The sequence below is a fragment of the Halomonas sp. ISL-56 genome, assembly GCF_018612805.1.
Taxonomy (GTDB): Bacteria; Pseudomonadota; Gammaproteobacteria; order Pseudomonadales; family Halomonadaceae; genus Vreelandella.
The window spans coordinates 1-23,162 of the sequence record NZ_JAGGRO010000001.1 but is presented as its reverse complement, the minus strand read 5'-3'; the positions used below and the strand labels follow the sequence as shown (position 1 = coordinate 23,162).

The 23,162-nt window shown below is 54.9% G+C and carries 19 protein-coding genes; 15 read left to right on the top strand and 4 right to left on the bottom strand.

Going from position 1 to position 23,162, the window contains the following annotated elements:
* From J7J49_RS00095 to J7J49_RS00060, 8 genes are all read left to right on the top strand, one after another.
* A complete protein-coding gene (locus J7J49_RS00095; RefSeq protein WP_215089213.1) occupies positions 1 to 621 on the top strand; it encodes a nucleoside/nucleotide kinase family protein in 621 nt (206 codons plus the stop codon).
* Positions 622 to 691: 70 nt separating this feature from the next.
* Complete coding sequence (locus tag J7J49_RS00090) at positions 692 to 2,179, top strand: mannitol dehydrogenase family protein (protein WP_215089211.1); 1,488 nt, start codon at positions 692 to 694, stop codon at positions 2,177 to 2,179.
* Complete coding sequence (gene xylB, locus J7J49_RS00085; protein WP_215089209.1) at positions 2,179 to 3,669, top strand: xylulokinase; 1,491 nt, start codon at positions 2,179 to 2,181, stop codon at positions 3,667 to 3,669. Before J7J49_RS00090 ends, xylB begins: the two co-directional genes overlap by 1 nt.
* 34 nt (positions 3,670 to 3,703) lie before the next feature.
* Positions 3,704 to 4,657 (top strand): transaldolase, encoded by a 954-nt coding sequence (gene tal, locus J7J49_RS00080; protein WP_215089207.1) that lies wholly within the window; start codon positions 3,704 to 3,706, stop codon positions 4,655 to 4,657.
* 84 nt (positions 4,658 to 4,741) lie between these two features.
* Positions 4,742 to 5,584, top strand: a complete 843-nt coding sequence (locus J7J49_RS00075) for a fructosamine kinase family protein (RefSeq protein ID WP_215089204.1) — start codon at positions 4,742 to 4,744, stop codon at positions 5,582 to 5,584.
* A 350-nt stretch (positions 5,585 to 5,934) separates the two neighbouring features.
* Complete coding sequence (locus J7J49_RS00070; protein WP_165603378.1) at positions 5,935 to 6,204, top strand: helix-turn-helix domain-containing protein; 270 nt, start codon at positions 5,935 to 5,937, stop codon at positions 6,202 to 6,204.
* The gene (locus J7J49_RS00065) at positions 6,201 to 6,524 is read left to right on the top strand and encodes a HipA N-terminal domain-containing protein (protein ID WP_215089202.1); all 324 of its coding nucleotides are present in this window, start codon (positions 6,201 to 6,203) and stop codon (positions 6,522 to 6,524) included. The genes J7J49_RS00070 and J7J49_RS00065 overlap by 4 nt, the downstream gene beginning before the upstream one ends.
* Positions 6,521 to 7,534, top strand: a complete 1,014-nt coding sequence (locus J7J49_RS00060; RefSeq protein ID WP_215089200.1) for a HipA domain-containing protein — start codon at positions 6,521 to 6,523, stop codon at positions 7,532 to 7,534. The genes J7J49_RS00065 and J7J49_RS00060 overlap by 4 nt, the downstream gene beginning before the upstream one ends.
* 149 nt (positions 7,535 to 7,683) lie before the next feature.
* Here the strand turns inward: J7J49_RS00060 and cynS are convergent, their stop codons facing one another.
* A complete protein-coding gene (gene cynS / locus J7J49_RS00055) occupies positions 7,684 to 8,124 on the bottom strand; it encodes a cyanase (RefSeq protein WP_064234643.1) in 441 nt (146 codons plus the stop codon).
* A 58-nt stretch (positions 8,125 to 8,182) separates the two neighbouring features.
* Positions 8,183 to 8,995 (bottom strand): formate/nitrite transporter family protein, encoded by an 813-nt coding sequence (locus tag J7J49_RS00050; protein WP_215089198.1) that lies wholly within the window; start codon positions 8,993 to 8,995, stop codon positions 8,183 to 8,185.
* A gap of 350 nt (positions 8,996 to 9,345) precedes the next feature.
* Here J7J49_RS00050 and J7J49_RS00045 point away from each other — a divergent pair, with 350 nt between their 5' ends.
* From J7J49_RS00045 to J7J49_RS00025, 5 genes are all read left to right on the top strand, one after another.
* Positions 9,346 to 11,265: a sigma-54 interaction domain-containing protein gene (locus tag J7J49_RS00045; RefSeq protein WP_215089196.1), complete on the top strand. Its 1,920-nt coding sequence runs from the start codon at positions 9,346 to 9,348 to the stop codon at positions 11,263 to 11,265.
* 228 nt (positions 11,266 to 11,493) lie between these two features.
* Positions 11,494 to 12,963: a TolC family outer membrane protein gene (locus J7J49_RS00040; protein WP_215089194.1), complete on the top strand. Its 1,470-nt coding sequence runs from the start codon at positions 11,494 to 11,496 to the stop codon at positions 12,961 to 12,963.
* A 77-nt stretch (positions 12,964 to 13,040) separates the two neighbouring features.
* The gene (locus J7J49_RS00035; protein WP_215089192.1) at positions 13,041 to 14,312 is read left to right on the top strand and encodes an efflux RND transporter periplasmic adaptor subunit; all 1,272 of its coding nucleotides are present in this window, start codon (positions 13,041 to 13,043) and stop codon (positions 14,310 to 14,312) included.
* A complete protein-coding gene (locus tag J7J49_RS00030; protein WP_215089190.1) occupies positions 14,312 to 17,500 on the top strand; it encodes an efflux RND transporter permease subunit in 3,189 nt (1,062 codons plus the stop codon). Before J7J49_RS00035 ends, J7J49_RS00030 begins: the two co-directional genes overlap by 1 nt.
* 169 nt (positions 17,501 to 17,669) lie before the next feature.
* Positions 17,670 to 18,356 (top strand): hypothetical protein, encoded by a 687-nt coding sequence (locus J7J49_RS00025; protein ID WP_215089188.1) that lies wholly within the window; start codon positions 17,670 to 17,672, stop codon positions 18,354 to 18,356.
* A gap of 51 nt (positions 18,357 to 18,407) precedes the next feature.
* Here the strand turns inward: J7J49_RS00025 and J7J49_RS00020 are convergent, their stop codons facing one another.
* Positions 18,408 to 19,340 (bottom strand): alpha/beta fold hydrolase, encoded by a 933-nt coding sequence (locus J7J49_RS00020; protein WP_215089186.1) that lies wholly within the window; start codon positions 19,338 to 19,340, stop codon positions 18,408 to 18,410.
* A gap of 77 nt (positions 19,341 to 19,417) precedes the next feature.
* Positions 19,418 to 20,029 carry a TetR family transcriptional regulator gene (locus tag J7J49_RS00015; protein ID WP_064234650.1) on the bottom strand — a complete coding sequence of 204 codons (612 nt, stop codon included), beginning with the start codon at positions 20,027 to 20,029 and terminating at the stop codon, positions 19,418 to 19,420.
* A gap of 215 nt (positions 20,030 to 20,244) precedes the next feature.
* Between J7J49_RS00015 and J7J49_RS00010 the strand changes: the two genes are divergently transcribed.
* Both J7J49_RS00010 and J7J49_RS00005 read left to right on the top strand, forming a co-directional pair.
* Positions 20,245 to 21,276, top strand: coding sequence for a succinylglutamate desuccinylase/aspartoacylase family protein (locus tag J7J49_RS00010; RefSeq protein ID WP_064234651.1), 1,032 nt, complete (start codon positions 20,245 to 20,247; stop codon positions 21,274 to 21,276).
* A gap of 209 nt (positions 21,277 to 21,485) precedes the next feature.
* Positions 21,486 to 22,955, top strand: coding sequence for a catalase (locus J7J49_RS00005; protein ID WP_215089184.1), 1,470 nt, complete (start codon positions 21,486 to 21,488; stop codon positions 22,953 to 22,955).
* The last annotated feature ends 207 nt before the right edge of the window (positions 22,956 to 23,162 follow it).

The window sequence follows — 23,162 nt, the reverse complement described above, 5'->3', positions numbered from 1 at the left end:
ATGAGCCCTGATCTTGATACCTTAGCCGATCAGATTATTGGCGCCGCCGAAGGCGCCTCGCGCTACCTGGTAGCGCTGGCCGGGCCGCCAGGGGCGGGTAAATCTTATCGCAGCGCCCAGCTCTGCGATGCCATTAATTTACGCCTGCCAGGCCAAGCTGGGCTAGTGCCCATGGATGGCTACCACTTCGACAACGCCGTGTTGGGCGAGCAGCAGGTGCCAGTCAAAGGGGCACCCCACATCTTTGATGTGGAGGGCCTGCGCTGCGACCTTGAACGCATCCGCCAAGCTAATCACACGGTAGCGGTGCCGGTGTTTGATCGCCCGCTGGATTTAGCTCGTGCTGGTGGACGCCTGATCACCCTTGAACATCGCATCGTGATTGTCGAGGGCAACTACCTACTGCTTGACCGCTCCCCTTGGCGTGAACTGCGCCCGCTGTTCGATTGGACGCTGTTTATAGATGTCGACGATGTCGTGCTGGTTGATCGGCTGATCAATCGTTGGCTCGAAATGGGCCAGGATCGCACTGGGGCGCTGGAGCGTACCCACCATAAAGATATGCTCAACGCGCAGTTAGTGAAAAGTTGCTGTTTACCGCCTGACCAGCGCTGGCGCTAGTGCTCGGATATCGCCTTTATCCGCTTTTATTCACCCAATCGCGCCAAGTAGGCCTTGGCTGGAGAGTCCCATGACCCGTCTTAACAATCACAACCTGGGCACGCTAACCGACGATGTTGCCAAACCAAACTATGACCGCAAAACGCTTACCCCCGGTATTGTGCATATCGGCGTAGGCGGCTTTCACCGCGCCCACCAAGCGATGTACCTGGATACGCTGATGAACCAGGGCGAAGCGCTGGACTGGGGCATCGTGGGCGTAGGCGTGATGCCCGGCGATAAACGCATGCAGCAGGCGCTGGCAGCGCAGGATCATCTCTACACCCTGGTGGTCAAACACCCGGACGGCCAGTACCATCCAAGAGTCATTGGCAGCATAGTGAATTACCTGTTTGCACCGGAAGAGACCGAGACGGTGATCGAGCAGATGGCCGATCCGGCGATTCGCATTGTGTCGCTGACGGTGACCGAAGGCGGTTACAACTTTCACCCGGTGAGCGGCGAGTTCGATCTCGAAAACCCTCAGGTCGAGGCTGATCTTGCTAATCCCACACAGCCCACCACCAGCTTTGGGCTGGTAGTAGAAGCGCTGGCTCGCCGCCGTGCCCGAGGCATTGCACCGTTTACCGTGATGTCCTGCGATAATATTCAGGGCAACGGGGATGTGGCCAAACGCATGTTCGGTGCCTACGCCCAGGCGCGGGATGCCGAGTTAGGCGACTGGCTGGCAGCCGAGGTGGCGTTTCCCAATGCCATGGTGGATCGTATTACCCCAGTGACGTCGACCACGGATATTGATGAGCTGAGTCAGCGCTTTGGGGTAGAGGACGCTTGGCCGGTGGTCTGTGAACCCTTCACCCAGTGGGTGTTGGAAGATCACTTTCCGCTGGGTCGCCCTGCGTTTGAAAAGGTCGGTGTGCAAGTGGTTGAGGATGTCGAGCCCTACGAGTTGATGAAGCTGCGTCTGCTTAATGCCAGCCATCAGGCGCTGACCTATTTTGGCTATTTAGCCGGATACCGCTACGCCCACGAGGTGTGTCAGGATTCGCTGTTCGTCGATTTTTTACTGGGCTATATGCGCGAAGAGGGCACGCCCACTCTGGCGCCAGTGCCAGGGGTCGATCTTGAAAACTACCGTTTAACGCTGATTGAGCGTTTCGCCAACCCGCAGATCAAAGATACTTTGGCGCGACTCTGCGCCGAGAGTTCTGATCGTATTCCCAAATGGCTGGTGCCGGTGATTCGCCAGCAGTTGGCTCAGGACGGCGAGATAGAACGCAGCGCTGCGGTGGTGGCCAGCTGGGCACGTTACGCCGAGGGGGTAGACGAGCAGGGCGAGCCGATTGAAATCGTCGATCGTTTAAAAGCACCGTTAATGGCAATTGCCGCTGAGAACCGCGCTCGCCCCATGGCGTTTATCGAGAACCGCGAGCTGTTTGGCGACTTAATCGACGCTCCGCGTTTTGTTGAAGCCTACTTAAGCGCCCTGAAGTCACTGCACGAACGTGGCGCACGCGCTACGCTAGAAGGTCTGGCGGCATCTAAGGGGACGTTGTGATGTATATCGGGGTAGATTGCGGTACTCAGAGCACCAAGGTAGTGGTGGTAGACGTTGAACAGGGCAAAATACTCGCTGAAGCAAGCCGTGGTCATCACCTGGATGAAGGTGAAAATGGTCGTCGCGAGCAGTCGCCTGCTGAGTGGCTGGCGGCCCTGAAAGAGGCGTTTTTTGCTGCCCTCGACAAAGCGGGTGTCTCGGCGAGCCAAGTGCGCGGCATCGGCGTTTCCGGCCAGCAGCACGGTATGGTGGCGCTCGATGGCGACGGTGTGCCGGTCTATCCCGCCAAACTTTGGTGCGACACCGAAACCAGCGCCCAGAACGCCGATTTAGTCGCCCGTTTGGGCGGCGAAGCGGGATGCTTGGAGAAGCTGGGGCTGGTACTGCAAACCGGCTACACCGCCTCTAAAGTTGCTTGGCTGCGCGAACAGCACCCAGCTGCGTATCGGCGAATCGAGAGCCTGCTGCTACCCCACGACTATTTAAATTTCTGGCTCACCGGCGAACGGGTCACCGAGGCGGGTGACGCCTCCGGCACCGGCTACTTCGATACCCGCAAGCGCTGCTGGCAGTTAGACGTATTTGCTGAAATGGCCCCCGAATTAGATCCGGCGCGAGTATTGCCCCGGGTGCTGGAAGCCCATGAGTCGGTAGGTGTTGTGTGCCCAGCGGTGGCCCGGGAACTTGGGCTGGGCGATCAGGTGGTGGTCTCCTCCGGCGGTGGCGACAATATGCTCGGCGCCATTGGTACTGGCAATATTACCCCAGGGCTGATTACGCTGAGTTTGGGCACCTCCGGCACCGTATGCGCTTACTCGGCTACTCCCGTTGAGTGCGACAGCGCCATGGTGGCCAACTTCTGCTCCAGCACCGGCGGCTGGTTGCCGCTAATCTGCACGATGAATGTCACCTCGGCCACTACTCGGGTACGCGAGCTGTTTGGTTTAGACTTGGTGGCTTTTGGCGAGAAAGTGGCCAGCGCGCCCATAGGCGCTGAGGGTGTTACCGTGCTGCCATTTTTCAACGGCGAGCGGGTTCCCATGCTGCCGGATGCCTCAGCGGACTTCCTCGGCCTGACCAGTCTTAATACCACCCAGGCTAATCTATGCCGGGCGGTGGTGGAGGGGGCCACTTTCGGGCTACGCTATGGGCTGGAATTGCTGGGTGATTTAACCGCCGGGGCCAGTCAGATTCGGCTGATCGGTGGCGGCGCTAACAGCCCCGTATGGCGACAGATGGTGGCGGATATTACCGACACCCAGGTGATTTGCCCCGAGATTACCGACGCGGCAGCCCTGGGCGCTGCGATACAGGCGGCTTGGTGCGACCAGCGTGCGGAGGGCGTGACGCTAGAAGCGCTGTGCGAGCGCTTGGTTCATCTGGACGCCCAGTCGCTGGCCGACCCCCATCCGGAACGGGTGGCCGCCTACCAACCGATTTATGCGCGCTACTGCGCAGCACTTGAACAACGCCATGACGGCGTAAAGTGATTATTAAGCATTAGACGAATATCAAGGAGATTTTATGACCAGCCAGCTGCAACAGTTGAAGCAACATTCGCTTGTCGTCGCCGACACCGGCGATCTTGACGCTATTCGTCGTTATCAGCCTCAGGATGCCACCACCAACCCTTCGCTCATTCTCAAAGCGTTTGGTTTGGCCGGTTACCAAGGACTGATTGATGAAGAGCTGAGCAGCGTCAAAGCCTCCGGTAGCAGCCGTGAAGAGCAGGTCAAACATGCTGTTGACCGCCTTTCGGTGGCCATGGGCAGTGAGATTTCCGCGGTTGTACCTGGGCGTGTCTCCACCGAAGTGGCAGCTCGGCTGTCGTTTGATACCCAGGCCAGCATTGCCAAGGCCCACGAGTTAATTGAGCTCTACGACGCCCGCGGCGTGTCGCGGGATCGCGTACTCATCAAATTGGCCTCCACCTGGGAAGGCATTCGTGCTGCAGAGGTACTTGAGCGTGAGGGTATTCAGTGCAACTTGACGCTACTGTTCAGCGATGCCCAGGCCCAGGCCTGCTTTGATGCCGGGGTATTTCTGATCTCGCCCTTCGTTGGCCGTGTGACTGATTGGTACAAAAAAGAGACGGGCAGTGATTACACGCCGGAAAACGACCCAGGCGTTCAGTTTGTTCAAGGCGTTTGCCAGCGGGCCAACCAAGGCGGCTATGAAACCGTGGTAATGGGCGCCAGCTTCCGTAATACCGGACAAGTACTTGCTCTGGCAGGCTGCCCACGGCTGACGATTTCGCCAGCGTTATTAGAAGAGCTGGATGCCACCGAAGGCAGCGTTGCTGCGCAAATCCAAGCGGGCGAAGGCAATGGCAAGCCTACCGAACCGCTGAGCGAAGCCGCCTTCCGTTGGGGCCACAATCAGGACGCCATGGCCAACGACAAGCTGGCCGATGGTATCCGCCGTTTCCACGACGACCAGCTTGAGTTAGAGAGCCTGATCGATAAACGGCTAGGCTAACATACAGGTTAGCCCATGGCGTCGGGGTTAGGGCGCACCCTAACCCCGACGCAGTTATTCATTCGGGGACAGGGAGAAAGTCTTATGGATGCCACCCTGAGCCAGCTATTAGAATCTATCGACTTAATCCCCACTGGCGATTTGCAGTCGCTCAGTGGGGGAGATATCGCCGCGGTGTACCGTCTGGATACGCGCCAGGGGCAGGTGGTGATTAAACACGACGATGCGGCGCGACTGCTCGGTGAAGCAGAAGGGCTGCGTACCTTGCGCAGCGCCTGCGAGCAGCTTGTGGTGCCTGAGGTATTAGGTTTGTCAGCGGGGTGGCTGGTCATTGAGTCGCTGAATACAGTGCCCGGTGGGCCGCAGAGCTCGGCAGCGCTTGGCGAAGGGCTGCGCGGCTTGCATGGTGTGATTGGCGACGCCCACGGTTGGCATCAGGATAATGCCTGTGGGCGCACGCCCCAGTCTAATGCACCGCTCAGTGACGGGCGGGCCTTCCAGCGCGAGCGCCGTTTATTACCCTTGTGTGACGCGTGTTACCAGCAAGGGCTGTTAGATAGCGAACTGCGAGGACGAATCGAGCGCTTGGCCCAGGATTTGGAGAGCTGGCTACCCGACGCACCGCCCAGCCTGCTGCACGGTGACCTATGGTCGGGGAATGTGCTCTTCACGACAAAGGGGCCAGCGATTATCGATCCAGCGGTGTATCGCCACTATCCAGAAGTCGACCTAGCGATGCTGACGCTATTTGGCTCGCCGGGGGAGGCGTTTTTTGACGCCTACTGGAACGGCGACGCCCCGGCCGATTGGCCGAGGCGTGAAGCGCTGTTTCAGCTTTATCCGTTGCTGAATCACCTCTTGCTGTTCGGTGGCGGTTATCGCTCGACGGTTGAACGCAGTGTGATGAGGCTTGCCACTTATGCTTAGGCGCGACGTTCTTATCAGCACGACCCTAACCGGTTTGCTGCTAAACTGCGTGGTCTACACTTTTAAGAAGGTTTTAATCGTTGACCTAGCGTAAATGACATAAATATAAATAAAATAGAAAAAATATCTGCTAAAGTGAATGAAACTGTTATTCGGTGGCAGATATGGACATAAACACGAAGGATGAAGCGGGTTTTCTTGAAGACTTGAATCGGCTTCTGAACAAGCACTTCCGAGAAGAGCCCTTTGCGGACAATAAGCGCGACGTTAAGCGTTATAGTAAATCTCAATTCTCGACTGTTGCTAAACCTAAGCAAGGCGCGGATCTGCCGACAGCAACAGCATCACTAATGGGTCTCTTGTCCCATCTTGTCGACTTAGAGAACCGGGTGCGGGTGGCCGAGAGTCGAGGTGAATTGAGGCCCTTGTCCAGCGTCGGCCAGGTCATCAACGAAGCCCGCACAAGACAGAAGCTGACCGTTGAGGCGCTAGCCGATCTAGCGGGCGTGGGTACGGTGACCATCCACAAGGTTGAGAAGGGCAGCCTCCAGGTACAAGTGCCTAAACTTGTGCAGATCGCTGAGGCATTAGGTCTGGAGCTGTTGGTGAGTGCACGGTGAGAAAAGCCAGGGTCTATTACAAGGGGCGATACGCTGGGCTGCTGCAAGAGGACGAAGAGGGCCTTTTTCAGTTTAGCTATGACGCTCTCTACCGGATAGATGGCTATCCAATCGCCTTCAGTATTCCGCTCTCTGCTGAGCCCTACGTCACACAAGGGCTGCCCCCTTTCTTTGAGAACCTGGTCTCTGAGGGCTGGCTACGCCGGGTACAGTCCACCACTCAACGCATTGATGAGAAAGATAGTTTCGGCCTGCTATTGCTGAACGGTCGTGATCTGATCGGCGCTGTTTCTGTTCTATCGCTAGAGGATCACGCATGAGCTATCGTCGATGCCTAGCCACGTTAGCACCACTAGCGGCCAACGAGATGGAACTCGGCTATCGTAAGACCGCGTTGAAAAAGCTGTTTGGCACAACCGATATCAAACTGCCGCTGACCTTTAGCCGCCGGGAATTTTTCACCAAAAGTGCCCAGTACACCAGGGGGCTATCGATTTCAGGTGTCCAGCAAAAACTCTCTTTACGGCTGAACCCGGAGACGCGGGAGTTAGAGCCGACAGCCGAAGGTGGGGAGTTCATCCTCAAGCCCAGCCCAGAGGAGTATCCGCATGCGGCTGAAAATGAACATGCGGCAATGCTGGCGAGTGAGCGTATCGGTATTGAGACGGCTAATCGCACGCTGGTTGCGTTTAAGGACGGAGAGTTGGCTTACCTTACCCGTCGCTTCGACCGCCAAGCTGACGGTAGCAAAATTCACCAAGAGGACGTCATGCAGATAAGCGGGATGCCTCCCGCGGGCAAATACGCTCTTTCTTATGAGCTGGCGGGAACACAAATTGACGCAGCGACGTTCGGGAAAATGGCTGTCAAGCTGGATCTCTTTAAGCGAGTGCTGTTTTCCTATGTGATTGGCAATGATGACCTACATATGAAAAACCTGAGTCTGCAACGGGTAGACGATGCCCCCGGGGGCTATTTCGACAAGCTCACACCTAGCTACGATGTGTTGTTTGTGCAGGCGTTTGAAGCCAGTAAAAATGGCCAGTTTCTTGCCTGTGATCTATTGACTGATCCTGAATCAGGAGAAGAGGCATTTACCGAGCACTATGCCCATTATGGCTTCTATACGGGGTATGACTTCCTTGAGCTAGGGAGACGTTATGGATTGCGTGCTGCCACGGTAATCAAAGCTATTCGTGACCAGGTGAAAAAACAAGATGAAATTCTTGATGTTATAGCGTCCAGCTACATGCCGGAGGTAATGAAACAAGAGGCCGCTAGCTTGGTCAAGGGGCGCACCAGGGCGATATCGACGGGAGTGGATAGATAGTCGGTACTAGATCGTTAAATGATATGCTGTTAATTAGCGCTGATTAATGTTCCAACGTATAAGGTGTGCAACACAGCCGCGACGAAGGCCTCTGGGCACCCGCCGCGGATCTACTACTGAAGTTTTGCTTGAACGTTACTGGCGATGTTTCACCAGGATTTATAAGGCAAGAACTTACCGTTAAGAGTGAGCAGAACTCGGTCGCCTTTGGGGTCTTCGACTTTGTCGACCTCCATGGTGAAATCGATGGCGCTCATAATGCCGTCGCCAAATTTTTCCTGCACCACGTCTTTCAAGGTCTCCCCGTACACACCGACGACCTCATATAGGCGGTAGATAAAAGGATCCTGGGGGATCGCTTCATCCCAGGCCTTGGTGGGGAAAGCCACCAAAGCCTCGGCGACATCGTTCTCCACACCTAGAGTATCGCAAATCTTATGGGCGATATCGGCGCTGGCGCTGTTCATGCCGTAACAGGCGGAGGCCACCCAAACCGGCGACATGCCAACCGCTTTGCCAATATCATCCCAGCTCATTTTCTTGCGCGCTTTGGCGGCGAGCAGGGTGTGACGCATTTCGAGCTTATCCATGAGAGTTCTCCCGTTAAATGGAGGGCGAATAACGCCCCGATCACCGACTGGTCGTCGATCAAGATAAAACCTTTTTAGGCTGCGTACGGACGTGGGTGGTGTAGAGAACCAATCCAACCAAGGTCAAGCCACCGACCAGGTTGCCCAGCACTGTGGGGATTTCGTTCCACATAATGTATTGGTACAGAGTGAAGTCGGCGCCCATCATTAGGCCAATGGGGAACAGGGACATGTTGACCACGGAGTGCTCAAAACCGAGATAGAAAAACACAATAATCGGCATCCACATGGCCATGATTTTGCCGGAAACCGTCGTTGAAATGGCGGCTCCAACGACGCCCATGGATACCATCCAGTTGCAGAACATGCCTCTCAAGAAGAGCACGATCCAACCGGCAAAACCCGCCTCCTGGTAACCTACCGTGCGGCTTTCACCCACGGCCATCATCGTTTGGCCGACAGCGTTGATCTCCTCGGTACCGCCCATGGTGAAATTCAGGTAGCCGAAGATGGCGATAAACAGGGCGCCCCCGAGGTTACCAAGCCCCACCAACCCCCAGCACTTCAGCATTCGCGGTAGAGTGACGCCAGGACGCTTATCGAGCCATGCAATAGGCACTAGCGTAAAAACCCCGGTGAGCAGGTCATAGCCCATCAGATAGAGCATGACGAAGCCCACGGGAAAGAGCAGTGCCCCAATCAAGAAGTTGCCTGTTTGGGTCGTGATGGTGATGGCAAAAATAACCGCCAACGCTAGGGTGGCCCCGGCCATAAAGGCACGAATAAGCGTATCCCGGGTGCCCATATAGACTTTTGACTCACCCTGATCCACCAACTTAGTGACGAACTCACTGGGCATTAGATAAGACATAAGTATGTCTCCTGTGTCATTTCGGTTTATTAACGCCTGGCCCAAGAGTTTTAGTGTTTCTCGAACGGAACAATAAAACCGATGGCTGCGCCATCTTGGTGCGGAAGGGATTCAGCGTGCGACGCTATTGCGCTATCCGTACATGTAGTGCGATTTGTGTGCCAATTCACGCCTTATGAGCTTATCTTATTGTTTTTAAAGATTTAAATTTTATTGTTGTTAACGTTTCTGAAGGGGGAATGGGTTACGAAAAAACGTAATTAACGATATTTCGTTGTTTTAATGACGAAAAGTCGTAAGTGGCGTGGGAATTGAATGCTTATGGGGAAGTAACCTATAGGCATGCGCCAATGTATGAGCATGAACGCACTCACACCGAGGCGCTAATGGGCGGTTGTTCACCCCTTGCAATGATCGTGGTCGACCCCTTTGCTGATCAGTTATTGGCCGCTAATCCTGCCGCCCGCGAAATGCTCAACATGCATGAAACGCTCCCTCTCCAGGCCCCGTTTAGCCACCGCTTGAGTGCGTCGCTGTCGCTCTGGGTGAGCTTTACCGATGAGGCGCTGGTTCAAAAAATGGCTTGGTCGGATGATTTGGTGATGCTAGATATGCTTCGCCAGCCGTATCGAGTTGAGGTTTATGCGCAGCGTATCGACGACTCTGGGCAGCTGTTATTGACGTTGATTGACCGCCATAAAGCCGAGCAGCGGCGGGCAAAAGCGGAACTAGGCCGCCAGCACCGCCAGGGGGAAGTGGGCTGGCAGCGGGTCGAGCAGGTGTTTGAGCGCATTGAGAAGCAAAACCAGCTCATTCTCAGCGCGGCGGGCGAGGGTATTTATGGCCTGGATGCCGAGGGTAAAACGACTTTTGTTAATCCCGCCGCCGAACGTATTTTAGGCTGGAGCACCGAGGATATGGTGGGCCACGACGCGCACCTGATGTTCCATCACACTCACGCCGATGGCAGTCATTTTCCGGTACAGCAGTGCCCAATCCACGCCTCGTTTAGCGATGGCCAGGTGCATCACGTCGACAACGAAGTGTTTTGGCACAAAAATGGCGAAGCGATTCCCGTTGAGTACACCAGCACGCCGATTTTTGAGATGGGCCGTTTGGTCGGGGCAGTGGTGCTGTTTCGCGATATACGTGAACGTAAGCGCGCAGAGCAGCAGTTGCGCGACGCCCTCGCAGAAGTGGAGTCGCTTAAACAGCGTTTGGAATTAGAAAATGAGTATCTTCAAGAAGAGATAAAAGCGGAGCTTAACCATCGTGATATTGTCGGCAACAGCCCGGCGGTGGCAAAGTTAATCCAGCAGATTGAACTGGTCGCTCCCACCAGCGCCAACGTGCTAATTAGCGGTGAATCGGGCACTGGTAAAGAGCTGATTGCCCGCGCCATTCATGCCGGAAGCACGCGTAGCGACCGACCGCTGATTCGGGTGAACTGTGCGGCGATTCCACGCGACTTGTTTGAAAGCGAATTTTTTGGCCATGTTAAGGGGGCGTTTACCGGCGCTGTGCAGGATCGCACCGGGCGTTTTGAACTGGCCCACGGCGGCACGCTGTTTTTGGATGAAGTCGGTGAAATACCCCTGGAGCTACAGAGCAAGCTGTTGCGAGTGTTGCAGGATCAGCAGTTTGAGCGGGTGGGCGATAACCGTACTCGGGAGGTCGATGTTCGCGTGATCGCCGCCACTAACCGCGAGCTGCGTGACATGATTGACGAGGGCCATTTTCGTGAAGATCTTTATTTCCGTCTTAACGTGTTTCCGATTGATTCGATACCGCTGCGCAAGCGAATTGAAGATGTACCACTGCTGGCGCGGCACTTTTTGCAGCGCGCCTGCCTGAAGTTTAATAAGCCCGGGGTGCGGATCCCCCCCGCTCAATTGGAGATTCTTCAACACTACCCCTGGCCTGGCAATATTCGTGAGCTGGAGAACATTATTGAGCGACAAGTCATTGTCACCCAGGATCGGCGCTTGATGTTTGATGACCTACTGCTGGGGGAGACGCCGCGCTCAATAGGCGCTGCTAAACCGATTAACGCCAGTGCGGAGCAAAGTGAAGCAACGCTGCTTACCGAGCATGCGCTGAGTCAACGCCAGCGTGAAAGCACGATTGCTGCTCTGGAACAGGCGGGGGGGAAAGTCTCGGGAGCGGGCGGGGCGGCGGAGCTACTTGGCATAAAGCCTACTACGCTGGCCTCGCGGCTTATTAAATGGGGTATCGACACGCGTGAATTTCGTAAAAGAGCGCCGCATTAATCGCCAGGCCATCATGCTTTGGGCTAAGGTAAGCTGGAAGCGACTTGACAATAGGCTGTACACACATTTTTAGATTGTTCAAGGCTAGCATACATACATGAATGTAACTATAATGCTCATCTTTCTGAGTGACATCGTACTTTGAGCGACTCCGCGCTTTGAGTGATTAAGTGCGCTGATTGATTGAGTGCGTTCGCCAACCTGACGTTGATACCTAGAGGCAATCCCATGCGACTGGCACACTGGGCAGTCAATGCCCCTTTACGACCCCTACTGTTAGCGGTATTAACCGCTTCTTTTGTATTGCCTGCTCAAGCTGCCGACCTCATCACGATTACCCGTGATGCGTTGGACAATAACGCTGCGCTTGCATCGGCGCGCTCCGAATATTTGGGCGTTGAAGCAGGTCGAGATATTGTGCGAGGTGGGCTGCTCCCCCAAATCAATGCGTCGGGCAATGTGACGCATAACCAGCAGTATGAAAGTCAGGGATCCTCCCAAGCGGGAGCAGGTGCTGGCGCTGGCGCAGGTAATGTGAGTGCCGGTGATGACCGCTACAACACCGCGTCACTCACCCTTGAAGCCACCCAGGCACTCTATGATGAGGTGACGCGCCGACAAGTCAGCCAGGCCGAGCGCCAGATCGATCAGCAGGTCTATTTGCTAGCGGCGACCGAACAGCAGCTGTTAATTGATGTGGCCAGCGCCTATTTCGACATTCTGCGTGCATACGAAGTTTTAGAAGCGCGTCTTGCCCAGGAACGTGCTATCGGGCGCCAGCTTGAGCAAGCCGGTGAGCAGTTTGAGGTGGGTTTGATTGCGATTACTGAAGTCGAAGAGGCTCGCGCTACCTTTGACCAGTCACGTGCTGATCGGATTGCCGCGGAGAGCAATCTACAGGTGGCTTTTGAGGCACTAGAGCAGTTGACTGGCCAGCGCTATGCCAGCATTGAAGCGTTGGGTGACAGCATGCCGATTGCCCTCCCTGAGCCAAGCAGCCGCGACTATTGGGTAGAGCAAGCCCTTGAGCTTAATCCGCAAGTATTGGCCCAGCAGGCGGCTATTGAAGTTTCCCGTAGCGGTGTAGACATTGCCCGCGCGGGTCGTTTGCCTACCCTGCAAGCCTTTGGCAACTATCAATATGGCGACAGTGACATTGATGGCACCACCGGGAATGATTCCTCCAGCCAGGTGGGTATCAGCGCTAATTTACCGATCTATACCGGTGGTAGTACCAGCGCCAGCATCCGCCAGGGAACCTATCAACTGGAGAGTAGCCAGTACGATTTCGAGTCTCAGCGTCGCTCGTCGATCCAGCAGGTGCGCTCGCTGTACACCCAAGTCAGCAACGATGTGGAAACCGTCGAGGCTCGGCAGCAAGCCATCGTTTCTAACCGAAGTGCGTTGGAAGCCACGCGCGCCGGTTACGAGGTCGGCACCCGGAATATTGTGGATGTTTTGAACGCTGAGCAGAATTTGTATAACGCCATCGCTAATTACGCCGAGGCTCGCTACGACTATGTGGTGAATCTGCTCTCGCTGCGTCAGCAGGCCGGTCGCCTGGATGTAGACGCCATTGAGGAAGTCAATGCGTGGTTAACCGGTGATGAGGTGAACTTTACCTTGCCCGAAACCAGCGGCAACGACCGCTATGAACCCGCGCTCAACATCGGTGCGCCGCCCCAGCCTGGCACTTAATTGCTTGTCGATTGTGAGTGATCCAGGTGCGCGCGTGCTATCGGTCACCTTAAAAAAGATATATGGGAATTCAACGTATGAAGAAGATGATTCACTCACGCCGAGCCAGTCTGGTGACGCTGGTAGCTGCGTTGGCGCTTTCAGCCTGTGGTCAAGAGCAAGCCGAGGCACCCCAGCAGGGGGGTGGGCAAGAAGCCCCGCCCCATAAGGTCGAAGTGGCTGAAATGGCGCGTCAGGATATACCGCTGGATAAGTCGTACCCCTCGCTGCTGCGCAGTGATGATGAGGTCACCTTGGTTGCCCGTGTAAATGGTTTTCTTGAAGAGCGCCACTTCGAACCCGGCCAGTTGGTCGAAGAGGGTGATCGCCTTTACACCATCGAGCCGGATCTTTACCAGGCAACGGTCAATCAGCGTGAAGCGGATCTTCAGAGCGCCCGTGCCGAGCTTTCCAGGGCCCAGCGTGATGCCCAGCGTTTTGAGCAGCTACTCAGCCAAAACTCGGTGAGTCGTCAGCAGTATGACCAGGCACTAGCCGACCAACGGGTTGCCCAAGCGAGCGTAGCACAGGCAGAAGCGGCACTCTCCAGCGCTAACCTTGATCTCGGCTACTCCCAAGTGACAGCCCCTGTATCGGGCATGATCGGGTTGAGCCAAATTAACGTGGGCAATCTGGTTACCTCTGGTACGGAATTAGCAACTATCACCCCGCTGGATCCGTTGGAAGTGCGTTTCCAGTTGCCCCAGCGTGATGCTTTTGAGCTGCGTCGCCAATTGAGTGACGGCGGTGATACCTCGGATATTCGTGCGCGGTTGAGTATCCCAGGCGTAAGTGGTGGCAGCGATTCTGAATTAGAAGGGCATTTAGACTTTCTGGGCTCGCGGGTCGATAGCGGCACCAGCACCGTGCAAGCGTCAGCCACCTTTGAAAATCCCGACGCAAGCATACTGCCTGGGCAATTTGTGCGTGTACGTATTGAGGGCCTGAAACGCTTTGACGTAATAGCAGTGCCTGAAATCGCGGTGACGCAAGGGTTGATGGGCCCGCAGGTGTTTGTCCTGGATGAAGATAACAAAGCCCGCGAAAGGACTGTTTCATTAGGCGAAGTTGCTGGCCCTTGGCAGTTGATTCGTGAAGGCATTGAGCCAGGCGATCGAGTAATTGTCGGCGACCCGGCGGGTTTACAACCGGGCATGGTTATTGATCCTCAGCCGTTTAGTGGCGATGCGGAGGCTGTGGTCGAAGAGGCCGAGCAAGAAGAAGCGCAAGAGCAGGCAGAAGCGGCGCAACAGATGGAAGAGGGGGCTGCTGATGGCCAGCCCGCTGAAGGGGAAGAGGGTGCGCAATAATGAATTTCTCTAACTTCTTCATCAGCCGCCCGATATTTGCCACAGTACTGGCAATTATCGTGACGCTGGTGGGCGTGATGTCGATGCGCGTTCTGCCCATTGAGCAGTACCCAAGCGTAGTGCCGCCCACAGTCTCGGTTCAGGCGCAGTTCCCAGGTGCGGATGCGGAAACCGTGGCGCAAACGGTGGCAGCACCGATCGCAGAAGCCATTAACGGCGTTGAGGACATGCTCTACATGACCTCAAACAGCGCCGATAACGGCACCATGAGCCTGAGTGTGGCGTTTAATATCGGCACCGATGGTGATATCAATACCATTAACGTCAATAACCGTGTTCAAGGGGCGCTATCCCAGCTCCCCGAGGCTGTGCAGTCCCAAGGTGTTACCGTTGAGCTGCGTTCCGACTCTATTTTGATGTTTATCGCGTTGACCTCGCCTGATGGCGACTACGACAACATCTATATGCAGAACTACGCAACCCTCAACGTGCTTGACGAACTGCGTCAGGTTCCGGGGGTGGGTAACGCCGAAGTGTTAGGTGGTGGCGAGTTCGCCATGCGAGTCTGGATGGATCCAGATAAGTTGGCCCAGTACGACCTGACGCCCAGTGAAGTGGCCAGTGCGATTAGAGCACAAAATACTGAGATCCCGGCCGGTAGTCTGGCCTCAACGCCGCAAAGTGAGCCGCGGGCGTACACTTATACGATTACCGCAGGCGGCCGTCTGAATGATGTCGACGATTTCCGTAATATTTACCTACGCACCAATAGCGATGGTTCTTCATTGCGCCTGGAAGATGTAGCGCGGATTGAGCTTGGAGCCTCTTTCTACGGCGTTGACGCACGTTTGAACGGCTCTACCATGACGCCAATTATTATCAACCAACAGCCCGGAGCCAACGCGCTGGCAACGGCTGAGGGCGTGCGAGTCACCATGGACGAGCTGGCCGAGAGGTTTCCGCCTGGGCTTGAATATGTTGCTCCCTATGACACTACGCTGTTTATAGATGCATCGGTTGAGACGGTTCTACATACCTTTGTTGAAGCCTTCCTGATCGTTATCGTCATTTTGTTTATTTTCCTGCAGAACTGGCGTTTCACCGTGATTGCCATGTCGGTGGTGCCGGTTGCGGTGGTAGGCACTTTTGCCGGTTTCTACATGTTTGGCTTCTCGATCAACCTGTTAACGCTATTTGCGCTGGTGCTATCGATAGGCATTGTGGTTGACGATGCCATTCTGGTGGTGGAAAACGTGGAGCGCGTGCTGAGTGAAGAGGAAGATATCAGTGTGCGCGACGCCACCATCAGGGCGATGAAAGAAGTCGGTGGACCGGTTATTGCGACCTCACTGATCATGGCCGCGGTATTTGTACCCGTGGCTTTCCTGGGCGGCTTTACCGGGCAGATTTACCAGCAGTTTGCGATCACCGTGGCGATCTCGGTGGCCATTTCAGCGTTAATGGCGTTGACCTTTACGCCCGCCCTGTCTGCGATTTTTATTAAACATAAAATTGCCGGGGCCGGTCAGACCAAGTTTAAACGCGCCTTGAATACACCGCTGCGGCTGTTTGACCGGCTGTTTGCGGGTATCACCGCCGCTTATATGTGGCTAGTGAAAGGCTTGGTGAGGTTTTGGGTGTTGGCGCTGGCACTCACGGTACTTACCGGGGTGGGCTCGTACTGGCTATACGCCAATACGCCTTCAACACTGGTGCCTGAGACGGATCAGGGGGTCGTGCTGGTAAGCGTCTCACTGCCTGATGCCGCGTCGCTGGATCGTACCCAACGCTATATGTCGAAACTCAGTGCGGCGATTGAAGATATCCCCGGTGTGGAATACTCCTCAGCGGTGGCGGGCTATGACATTTTGTCGAGTGCCGTTAACACTGCTCGGGGGGTTATGTTTATAAACCTAAGCCCTTGGTCTGAGCGTGAGCTGACTGCTACCGAACTCGTTGGTCGCATTATGGGGCTGGGGGCCAGTATTGATGGTGGCTCTGCGATGGCCTTTAATTTGCCACCGATCATGGGGCTTTCGACCACGGGTGGTTTTACGGGGTATTTGCAATCATTTGATGGTGCATCGACTCGTGAGCTCTATCAAGCCTCACTGCAAATCATGCAGAAGGCCAACCAACATCCAGCGTTGAACCGGGTGTTCACCACCTTTAACGTTAATGTGCCGTCCTACCGTGCCAATATCGACCAGCAGAAAGCGTTAAGTTACGGCGTTGCACTGGAAAATATTAACTCTGCCCTGTCCAATACATTTGGTAACGGCTTTGTTAACTATTTCAGCTATCAAAACCGTAATTTCCAGGTGTATCTGCAAAACGAAGCTGAATTCCGCAAAACGCCAGAAGACATCAACAGCGTTTATGTGCGTGGTGGAAATGGCGAACGTATCCCGCTTTCTGAATTTGTCGAGCTTGAGCGCCAAACCGGCCCATCGGTCGTATCGCGCTTTGGTGTTTACGCTGGCGCTATGTTCCAGGGTGAACCCGCTGCTGGCTACAGTTCCGCTCAGGCGATAGAAGCGATGAACGAGGTGGTGCAAGAAACACTGGGCGATAACTGGGGGATGGGTTGGACCGGTACGGCTTATCAGGAGTCCAACATGGGCAGTGCCGCGACGCTGGCAATTGTCTTCGGTCTGTTGATGGTGTTCCTGATTTTGGCGGCCCAGTATGAAAGCTGGTCGTTACCGCTGGCGGTACTGACGGCAACGCCCTTTGCTTTCCTCGGCGGTATTGGCGGGATAGTTCTGCGCGGGCTGGATACCAGTGTGTATGTCCAGATCGGCATGCTGGTAGTCGTTGGTCTTGCGGCGAAGAACGCGATCCTGATTGTGGAATTTGCTGAGCTGCAGCGTAAAGAACAGGGCAAAACCATTCGTGAAGCGGCGATTACTGCGGCTGAGCTGCGTTTCCGCCCCATTGTAATGACCTCCTTGGCGTTTATCTTCGGCACTTTGCCGTTGGCCTTAGCCACCGGTGCCAGCGATGTGAGTAGCCACCACATCGGTACCACAGTGGCGATGGGTATGTTCTCGGTTGCTACTTTGGGTAGTCTGTTTATTCCCAGCTTCTATGCCATGATTGCAACGGCGTCTGATTGGCTAGGTCGTAAGATGAAAGGAAACAAGCATGGTTCTGCTAAGCCAGCACTGGAGCATGACAACCACTAACCCTTAGCAATTAACCTAGGGCAATAATAAGCGGGTGCTACCTTCGGGTGGCACCCGTTTTTTTTAGTACGATGACCCAGGTCAAGTTAGAAGTGGCATTCCAAAGCTAACCTGGACTAAGCTGGAAGTAACAACACATCACCGGCTAAGTACCGGGGGAGGACACGCCATGCAATCTCTACTGCACGCTGCTACGCAATTTCCGGGCATTGTTTTTACCCTATTACTGGGGCTACTCGCCCTCTACTGGCTATTAGTGATTATCCGCCTGGCGCCCTTAGAGCTGTTTGAGCGCGATAGTCTAAAAGAGGATCATCTTGCCAGCACGCTGGTCTCTTTAGGCTTCGCGGGGGTTCCCGCCACGCTGGCATTAACGGTAATTTTAACCATTGGTGCCGTGCTCACCTTGGCAATCGAACTGCTGGTATTGCGTTGGTTGCCACTGGGCTTGATACGTATCCCGGTAGGGGTACTGGTGCTATGGGTTTCACTAGTGGTTGCCTCGCCCGTAGCGGCAATGCTCTGCCAAGCGTTGCACCGTGGGTTGCACCGTTACCGCCCCTTCACCCGGCGCTGTTTACTGGGCCAAACGGTCATCGTGACTGAGCGCCAAGGTGCGGGGGAGCAGGCGTTTGCAGTGATTGATAATGAGCCCAACAGCACGGTGAAGCTACTAAGCAAACGCGATGCCCTGCCTGTGCAGGGAGAACGCCGGGTGCTGGTGAAGTACTTACCTGAAGAAGGGGCTTACCGCAGCGTCTCTGAACAGGCGTATCTTGAAACACGGATTCGTTTGAACAAACTGCGACTCAATCAGAAAAACCGCACTTCAGCCCATTACTCGCCTTCGCACTAATACGCCACTCTCGCTGGGGTGCAGGGAAGCGCAAATTTACCGCGTCCCGGTTTATTTCCACCACCGACGCCACTGCTGCGCCAGCCACTGCACTGAACGCTGCCAGCCAGTGGCGTTTTGCGTTTTATTATCTGGCGTTGGGCGAGGTGCGGGGCGGTTTAAAAAGTGGCGAATGGGGTCAACTTGTGCCGGTTTATCCAGCATGGGGGCGTGACCGCAGTTAGGCACACTCAGCGTTACTAGCTTAGGCTGTGCCTCGGCCATCTTCGGCAATGTTTCAGGGTCTAATAATGTAGACTCTTCCCCGCGAATGACCATCACCGGACAGCGAATATTCGCCCAGTCGGCCCACATATCGCGCGGCGTATCATGCACAAACTGTTCGCCGATGCGTGGGTCAAAGTGGTACGTCCAACTGCCATCCGGCAAGCGACGAGCACTGTTTAGCGCGAGCTCACGGCGTGCGGATTCAGCGGTAATGCCGAAGCTAGCGTAGTGCTGATTAAGCTCTTGTTGAAGTTCGCTAAAGGTAGAAAACCGATGGGTAACGCCGAAATAACTGGAAAGACCAATCAGGCCTTGTGTGTTCAACTCAGGGCCAACGTCGTTAAGAATCAGCCGGGAAATACGCGCGCTGTGCTGTGGATCTGCGGCGATCAGCATGCCTAGTAGTCCACCCATTGAGGTGCCCAGCCAATCAACGTTATCAAGTTCAAAGTGATCGAGTAGCGCGATTGCAACAGTTACGTAATGGCTATAAAGATAATCATGGGCAGGGAATAGCGACCAGCTAGATAACCCGCGGCCTGGAGTGTCTGGAGCGAGCACCCGCCACTCACTACCGAGTTCCCGCGCCAACGCATTAAAGTCGCCCCCATGGCGAGCAAGGCCATGCCAGGCGATAAGTGTGCGGGGGGCGGTAGGGTTCCAAATACGTACGGCCACTTCTAATTCGCGTACGCGGATAAACGCTAAGGCATCCATAGTCGGCTCACACGGCTGTAACGGTATGGCCAGTATTAGCATACTTGCTGCACTGCAGCGATAGCTGAATGAGGTGTTTAGCGCTGCATCATACGAATAGCGGCATCAATCAGCTCGCCACCACGTTCACGAATCGAAAAAGCTTCGGGGTTACGCAGCCAGTCGTGGAATAGACCACCCATCATTGATTGCATCAAGCGAGCTGCTATTTGCGGGCTTAAATCTTCGCGCAGTAACTGCTGCTGTTTAGCAAGGATAAATACGTCAAGCATCTCATCAAAGCACTCGTTGCCAATCTCTTCCTGCATTTCCAGCGGATTGATGTCGCTGAAAAACTCACAGCGATGCAATAAAATCGACAGTACCCGTTGGTAAGACGGTTGCTCAATGCGCACCAAGCCAGCATGGCAGGCTAGGCGTATGGCTTCTAGCGGCGATAGCTCGGGGTCAGCTTTGTCCACCTCATCCATCAACGACTGAAACGGCATACGCACCTGTTCAACCAGCGCCATGAACAGGTCGCCTTTATTCTTAAAATGCCAATACACGGCACCGCGGGTAAGGCCAGCATGGCGAGCAATTTGCTCTAGAGAGGTGCGTGCCACGCCTTTGGCAAAAAATACCTCTTCAGCAGCTTCAAGCAGCGCTTCGCGAGTAGCGGCGGCCTCAGCTTTGGTCTTTCTTGCCATGAAAGTGCAACCTCATAATCGACACAGTATGGTCACATTTTAACCTAAGCTTGAGCACATTTACATTCAAAACTGTATGGATAAATGTTTCATCTCATAACGTGGATTAACAAATTCGTCATTTCTTGACTGAAAGCGTATAAACAGGCAATGAGACTGGCTCACATCGTACGAATGTCGTGAGCATAACGGATTAAAAAAACAGGATAGAAAGCATGGCGCGAGCTCCTTTTCAGCTGGGCGAACATACCATTATGCCCGGCCAACGCTTACAAGTTGACGTGCCGGTGGCGCGTTTGTATACCCACACGCCCCTGCACATTCCTGTCGAGGTCGTTCATGGTCGCAAGGATGGCCCGGTGCTGTTGGTCTGTGGTGGCATTCATGGTGATGAGATCAACGGGGTGGAAATTGTCCGCCGGGTGCTACGCGCAAAAGCGATCAATAGTATCCGCGGCACCTTGATCGCTGTGCCGGTGGTGAATGTATTTGGCTTCTTACAACAAACGCGCTATTTACCGGATCGCCGGGATCTTAATCGCTGCTTTCCGGGCAGTGAGTCAGGCTCTTTGGGCGGTCGCATCGCAGCGTTATTTCGCGAAAAAATTGTTGATCACGCCACGCATATTATTGATCTGCACACCGGGGCTATTCACCGTACCAACCTGCCACAAATTCGTGCTCAGCTGCAAACCGGCAGTGAAACTGAGCGCATGGCCGATGCTTTTGGTGCACCGGTGGTGCTCAATGCGGAATTACGTGAAGGTAGCCTCCGCCACTACGCCCAGACGCGGGGGATACCGGTGCTCACCTATGAAGCTGGCGAAGCGCTGCGTTTTGACGAGTGGGCGATTGCCCCAGGGGTGCGTGGCGTTCTGCGAGTAATGCGCCGGTTAGGCATGCTGACCGGCGAGCAGCGCCGCCGCACGCCAGCTCCCGCGGAGCTGGCCAAAGGGTCAAGCTGGGCACGTGCACCTATCGACGGTATTTTGCGCCCTAAGGTGCGCTTAGGCGCCCGCGTTGCCAAAGGAGAAGTACTGGGCAAAGTCGCTGACCCTTTTGGTAATGACGAGGGTGAAGTGCGCGCCGCTGCCGATGGCATTGTGATTGGCATGAGCCGTTTACCGCTGGCCAACGAAGGCGAGGCGCTGTTCCATATTGCCCGCTTTGATGAAATTGAGGAGGCTGAAACCGCCGTTGAAAGCTTTAACTCAAGCCTGGTGCCGCCTCCTGATTCATTTTATTAATTGGCTTTCATAGTTAATTGCTATCTCTGTGATAGTTAAGAATTGGCTACTATAAATGGCAAGTTGGCCGCTGCTTGACTATACCTAGGGGTGGGCTTTGTTAGCGGCTACTGAAATAAGAATGTAAAAAACAAAAATAGCCAAGCTTTCATCGTGCTCGAATGAGTGGCGATAAATCGCCACGTCGACCGTGACATGGAGGAAATACGATGACGAGCGATACAGGTAAGCATACAACAACGGATGCAGGCATACCGGTTAGCAGTGATGAACACTCGCTAACGGTAGGCCCCGATGGGCCGATTGTTCTGCATGACCACTACTTGATGGAACAGATGGCTGCTTTTAACCGGGAAATGATTCCGGATCGTCAGCCCCATGCGAAAGGGAGCGGCGCCTTTGGTCACTTCCAAGTAACTCACGACGTCAGCCAATACACCAAGGCGGACTTTCTCCAGCAGGGCAAGAAAACCGAGATGCTGGCGCGTTTCTCGACGGTGGCTGGTGAGTCGGGTAGCCCAGACACTTGGCGCGATCCCCGTGGCTTCTCGCTGAAGTTCTACACCGAAGAGGGCAACTTCGACATGGTGGGTAATAATACCCCCGTGTTCTTCGTGCGCGATCCGCTCAAATTCCAGCACTTTATCCACTCACAAAAGCGTCGAGCGGATAACGGCTTGCGTGATCACGATATGCAGTGGGATTTCTGGACGCTTTCGCCGCAATCTGCACACCAGGTAACCTGGCTGATGGGCGATCGTGGTATCCCCGCCAGCTGGCGCCATATGAACGGCTATTCAAGCCATACCTATATGTGGGTTAACGCTGAAGGCGAGCGTTTCTGGGTGAAGTACCACTTCAAGACTGACCAGGGTATTAAGTGCATGACCCAGGAACAGGCCGATAAGATGGCGGGTGCGGATGCCGACTACCATCGCCGCGATCTGTTTGATGCTATCAAACGCGGTGATTATCCCACCTGGACGCTGCAAGTTCAGATTATGCCGTTTGAAGATGCCAAGACCTACCACATCAACCCCTTCGATTTGACCAAGGTGTGGCCGCACGCTGACTATCCGCTGCAAGAAGTAGGTAAGATGACGTTGGATCGCAACCCCGTCGATTTCCACTCGCAAATCGAGCAGGCAGCGTTTCAGCCCAGCAACAGCGTACCGGGCACCGGTTTCTCGCCCGATAAAATGCTGTTGGCGCGGGTAATATCCTACGCTGATGCGCACCGCGCGCGTTTAGGGGTGAACTACCAGCATATCCCCGTTAACGCGCCCAAGGTCCCGGTTAACAGCTATTCCCAAGGTGGTCGGATGCGTATTGCTCACTCCACCGACCCGGTGTACGCACCTAATAGCAAAGGGGGCGCGCACGCCAACCCGGAAAGGTACCCGGAAGATACGACATGGGAGACTGACGGCGAGTTGGTTCGCGCCGCCTACACGCTGCGCCCAGGCGATGGCGACTTCAACCAAGCCAATGACCTAGTCAATAAGGTAATGGATGACGCAGCCCGCGACCGATTGGTCAACAACATTGTGGGCCACGTTTCCGACGGCGTTGAAGAGCCGGTTCTGTCGAGAGTATTTGAGTACTGGAAAAACGTCGACCAAACTATCGGCGAGCGTGTCGAGCAGGGCGTAATGGCGAACCGCCGAGAAAACGGCTAGTAAGCCTACGCTACTAGGAACACGAACCCGCTACGCTTGTGAACTGCACCCCAAAAGTTGGACACTCCTCCAACGATTGGGGTGTTTTTCATGACGAAACATAATGAAGAGTTCAAACTGTTAGTCGTACAGCGTTACACAGAAGGACAGCTGGGTTATAGGAGTCTGGCCAATCAGTACGGTCTTGACCCAGCCCCCCTTCGGCGG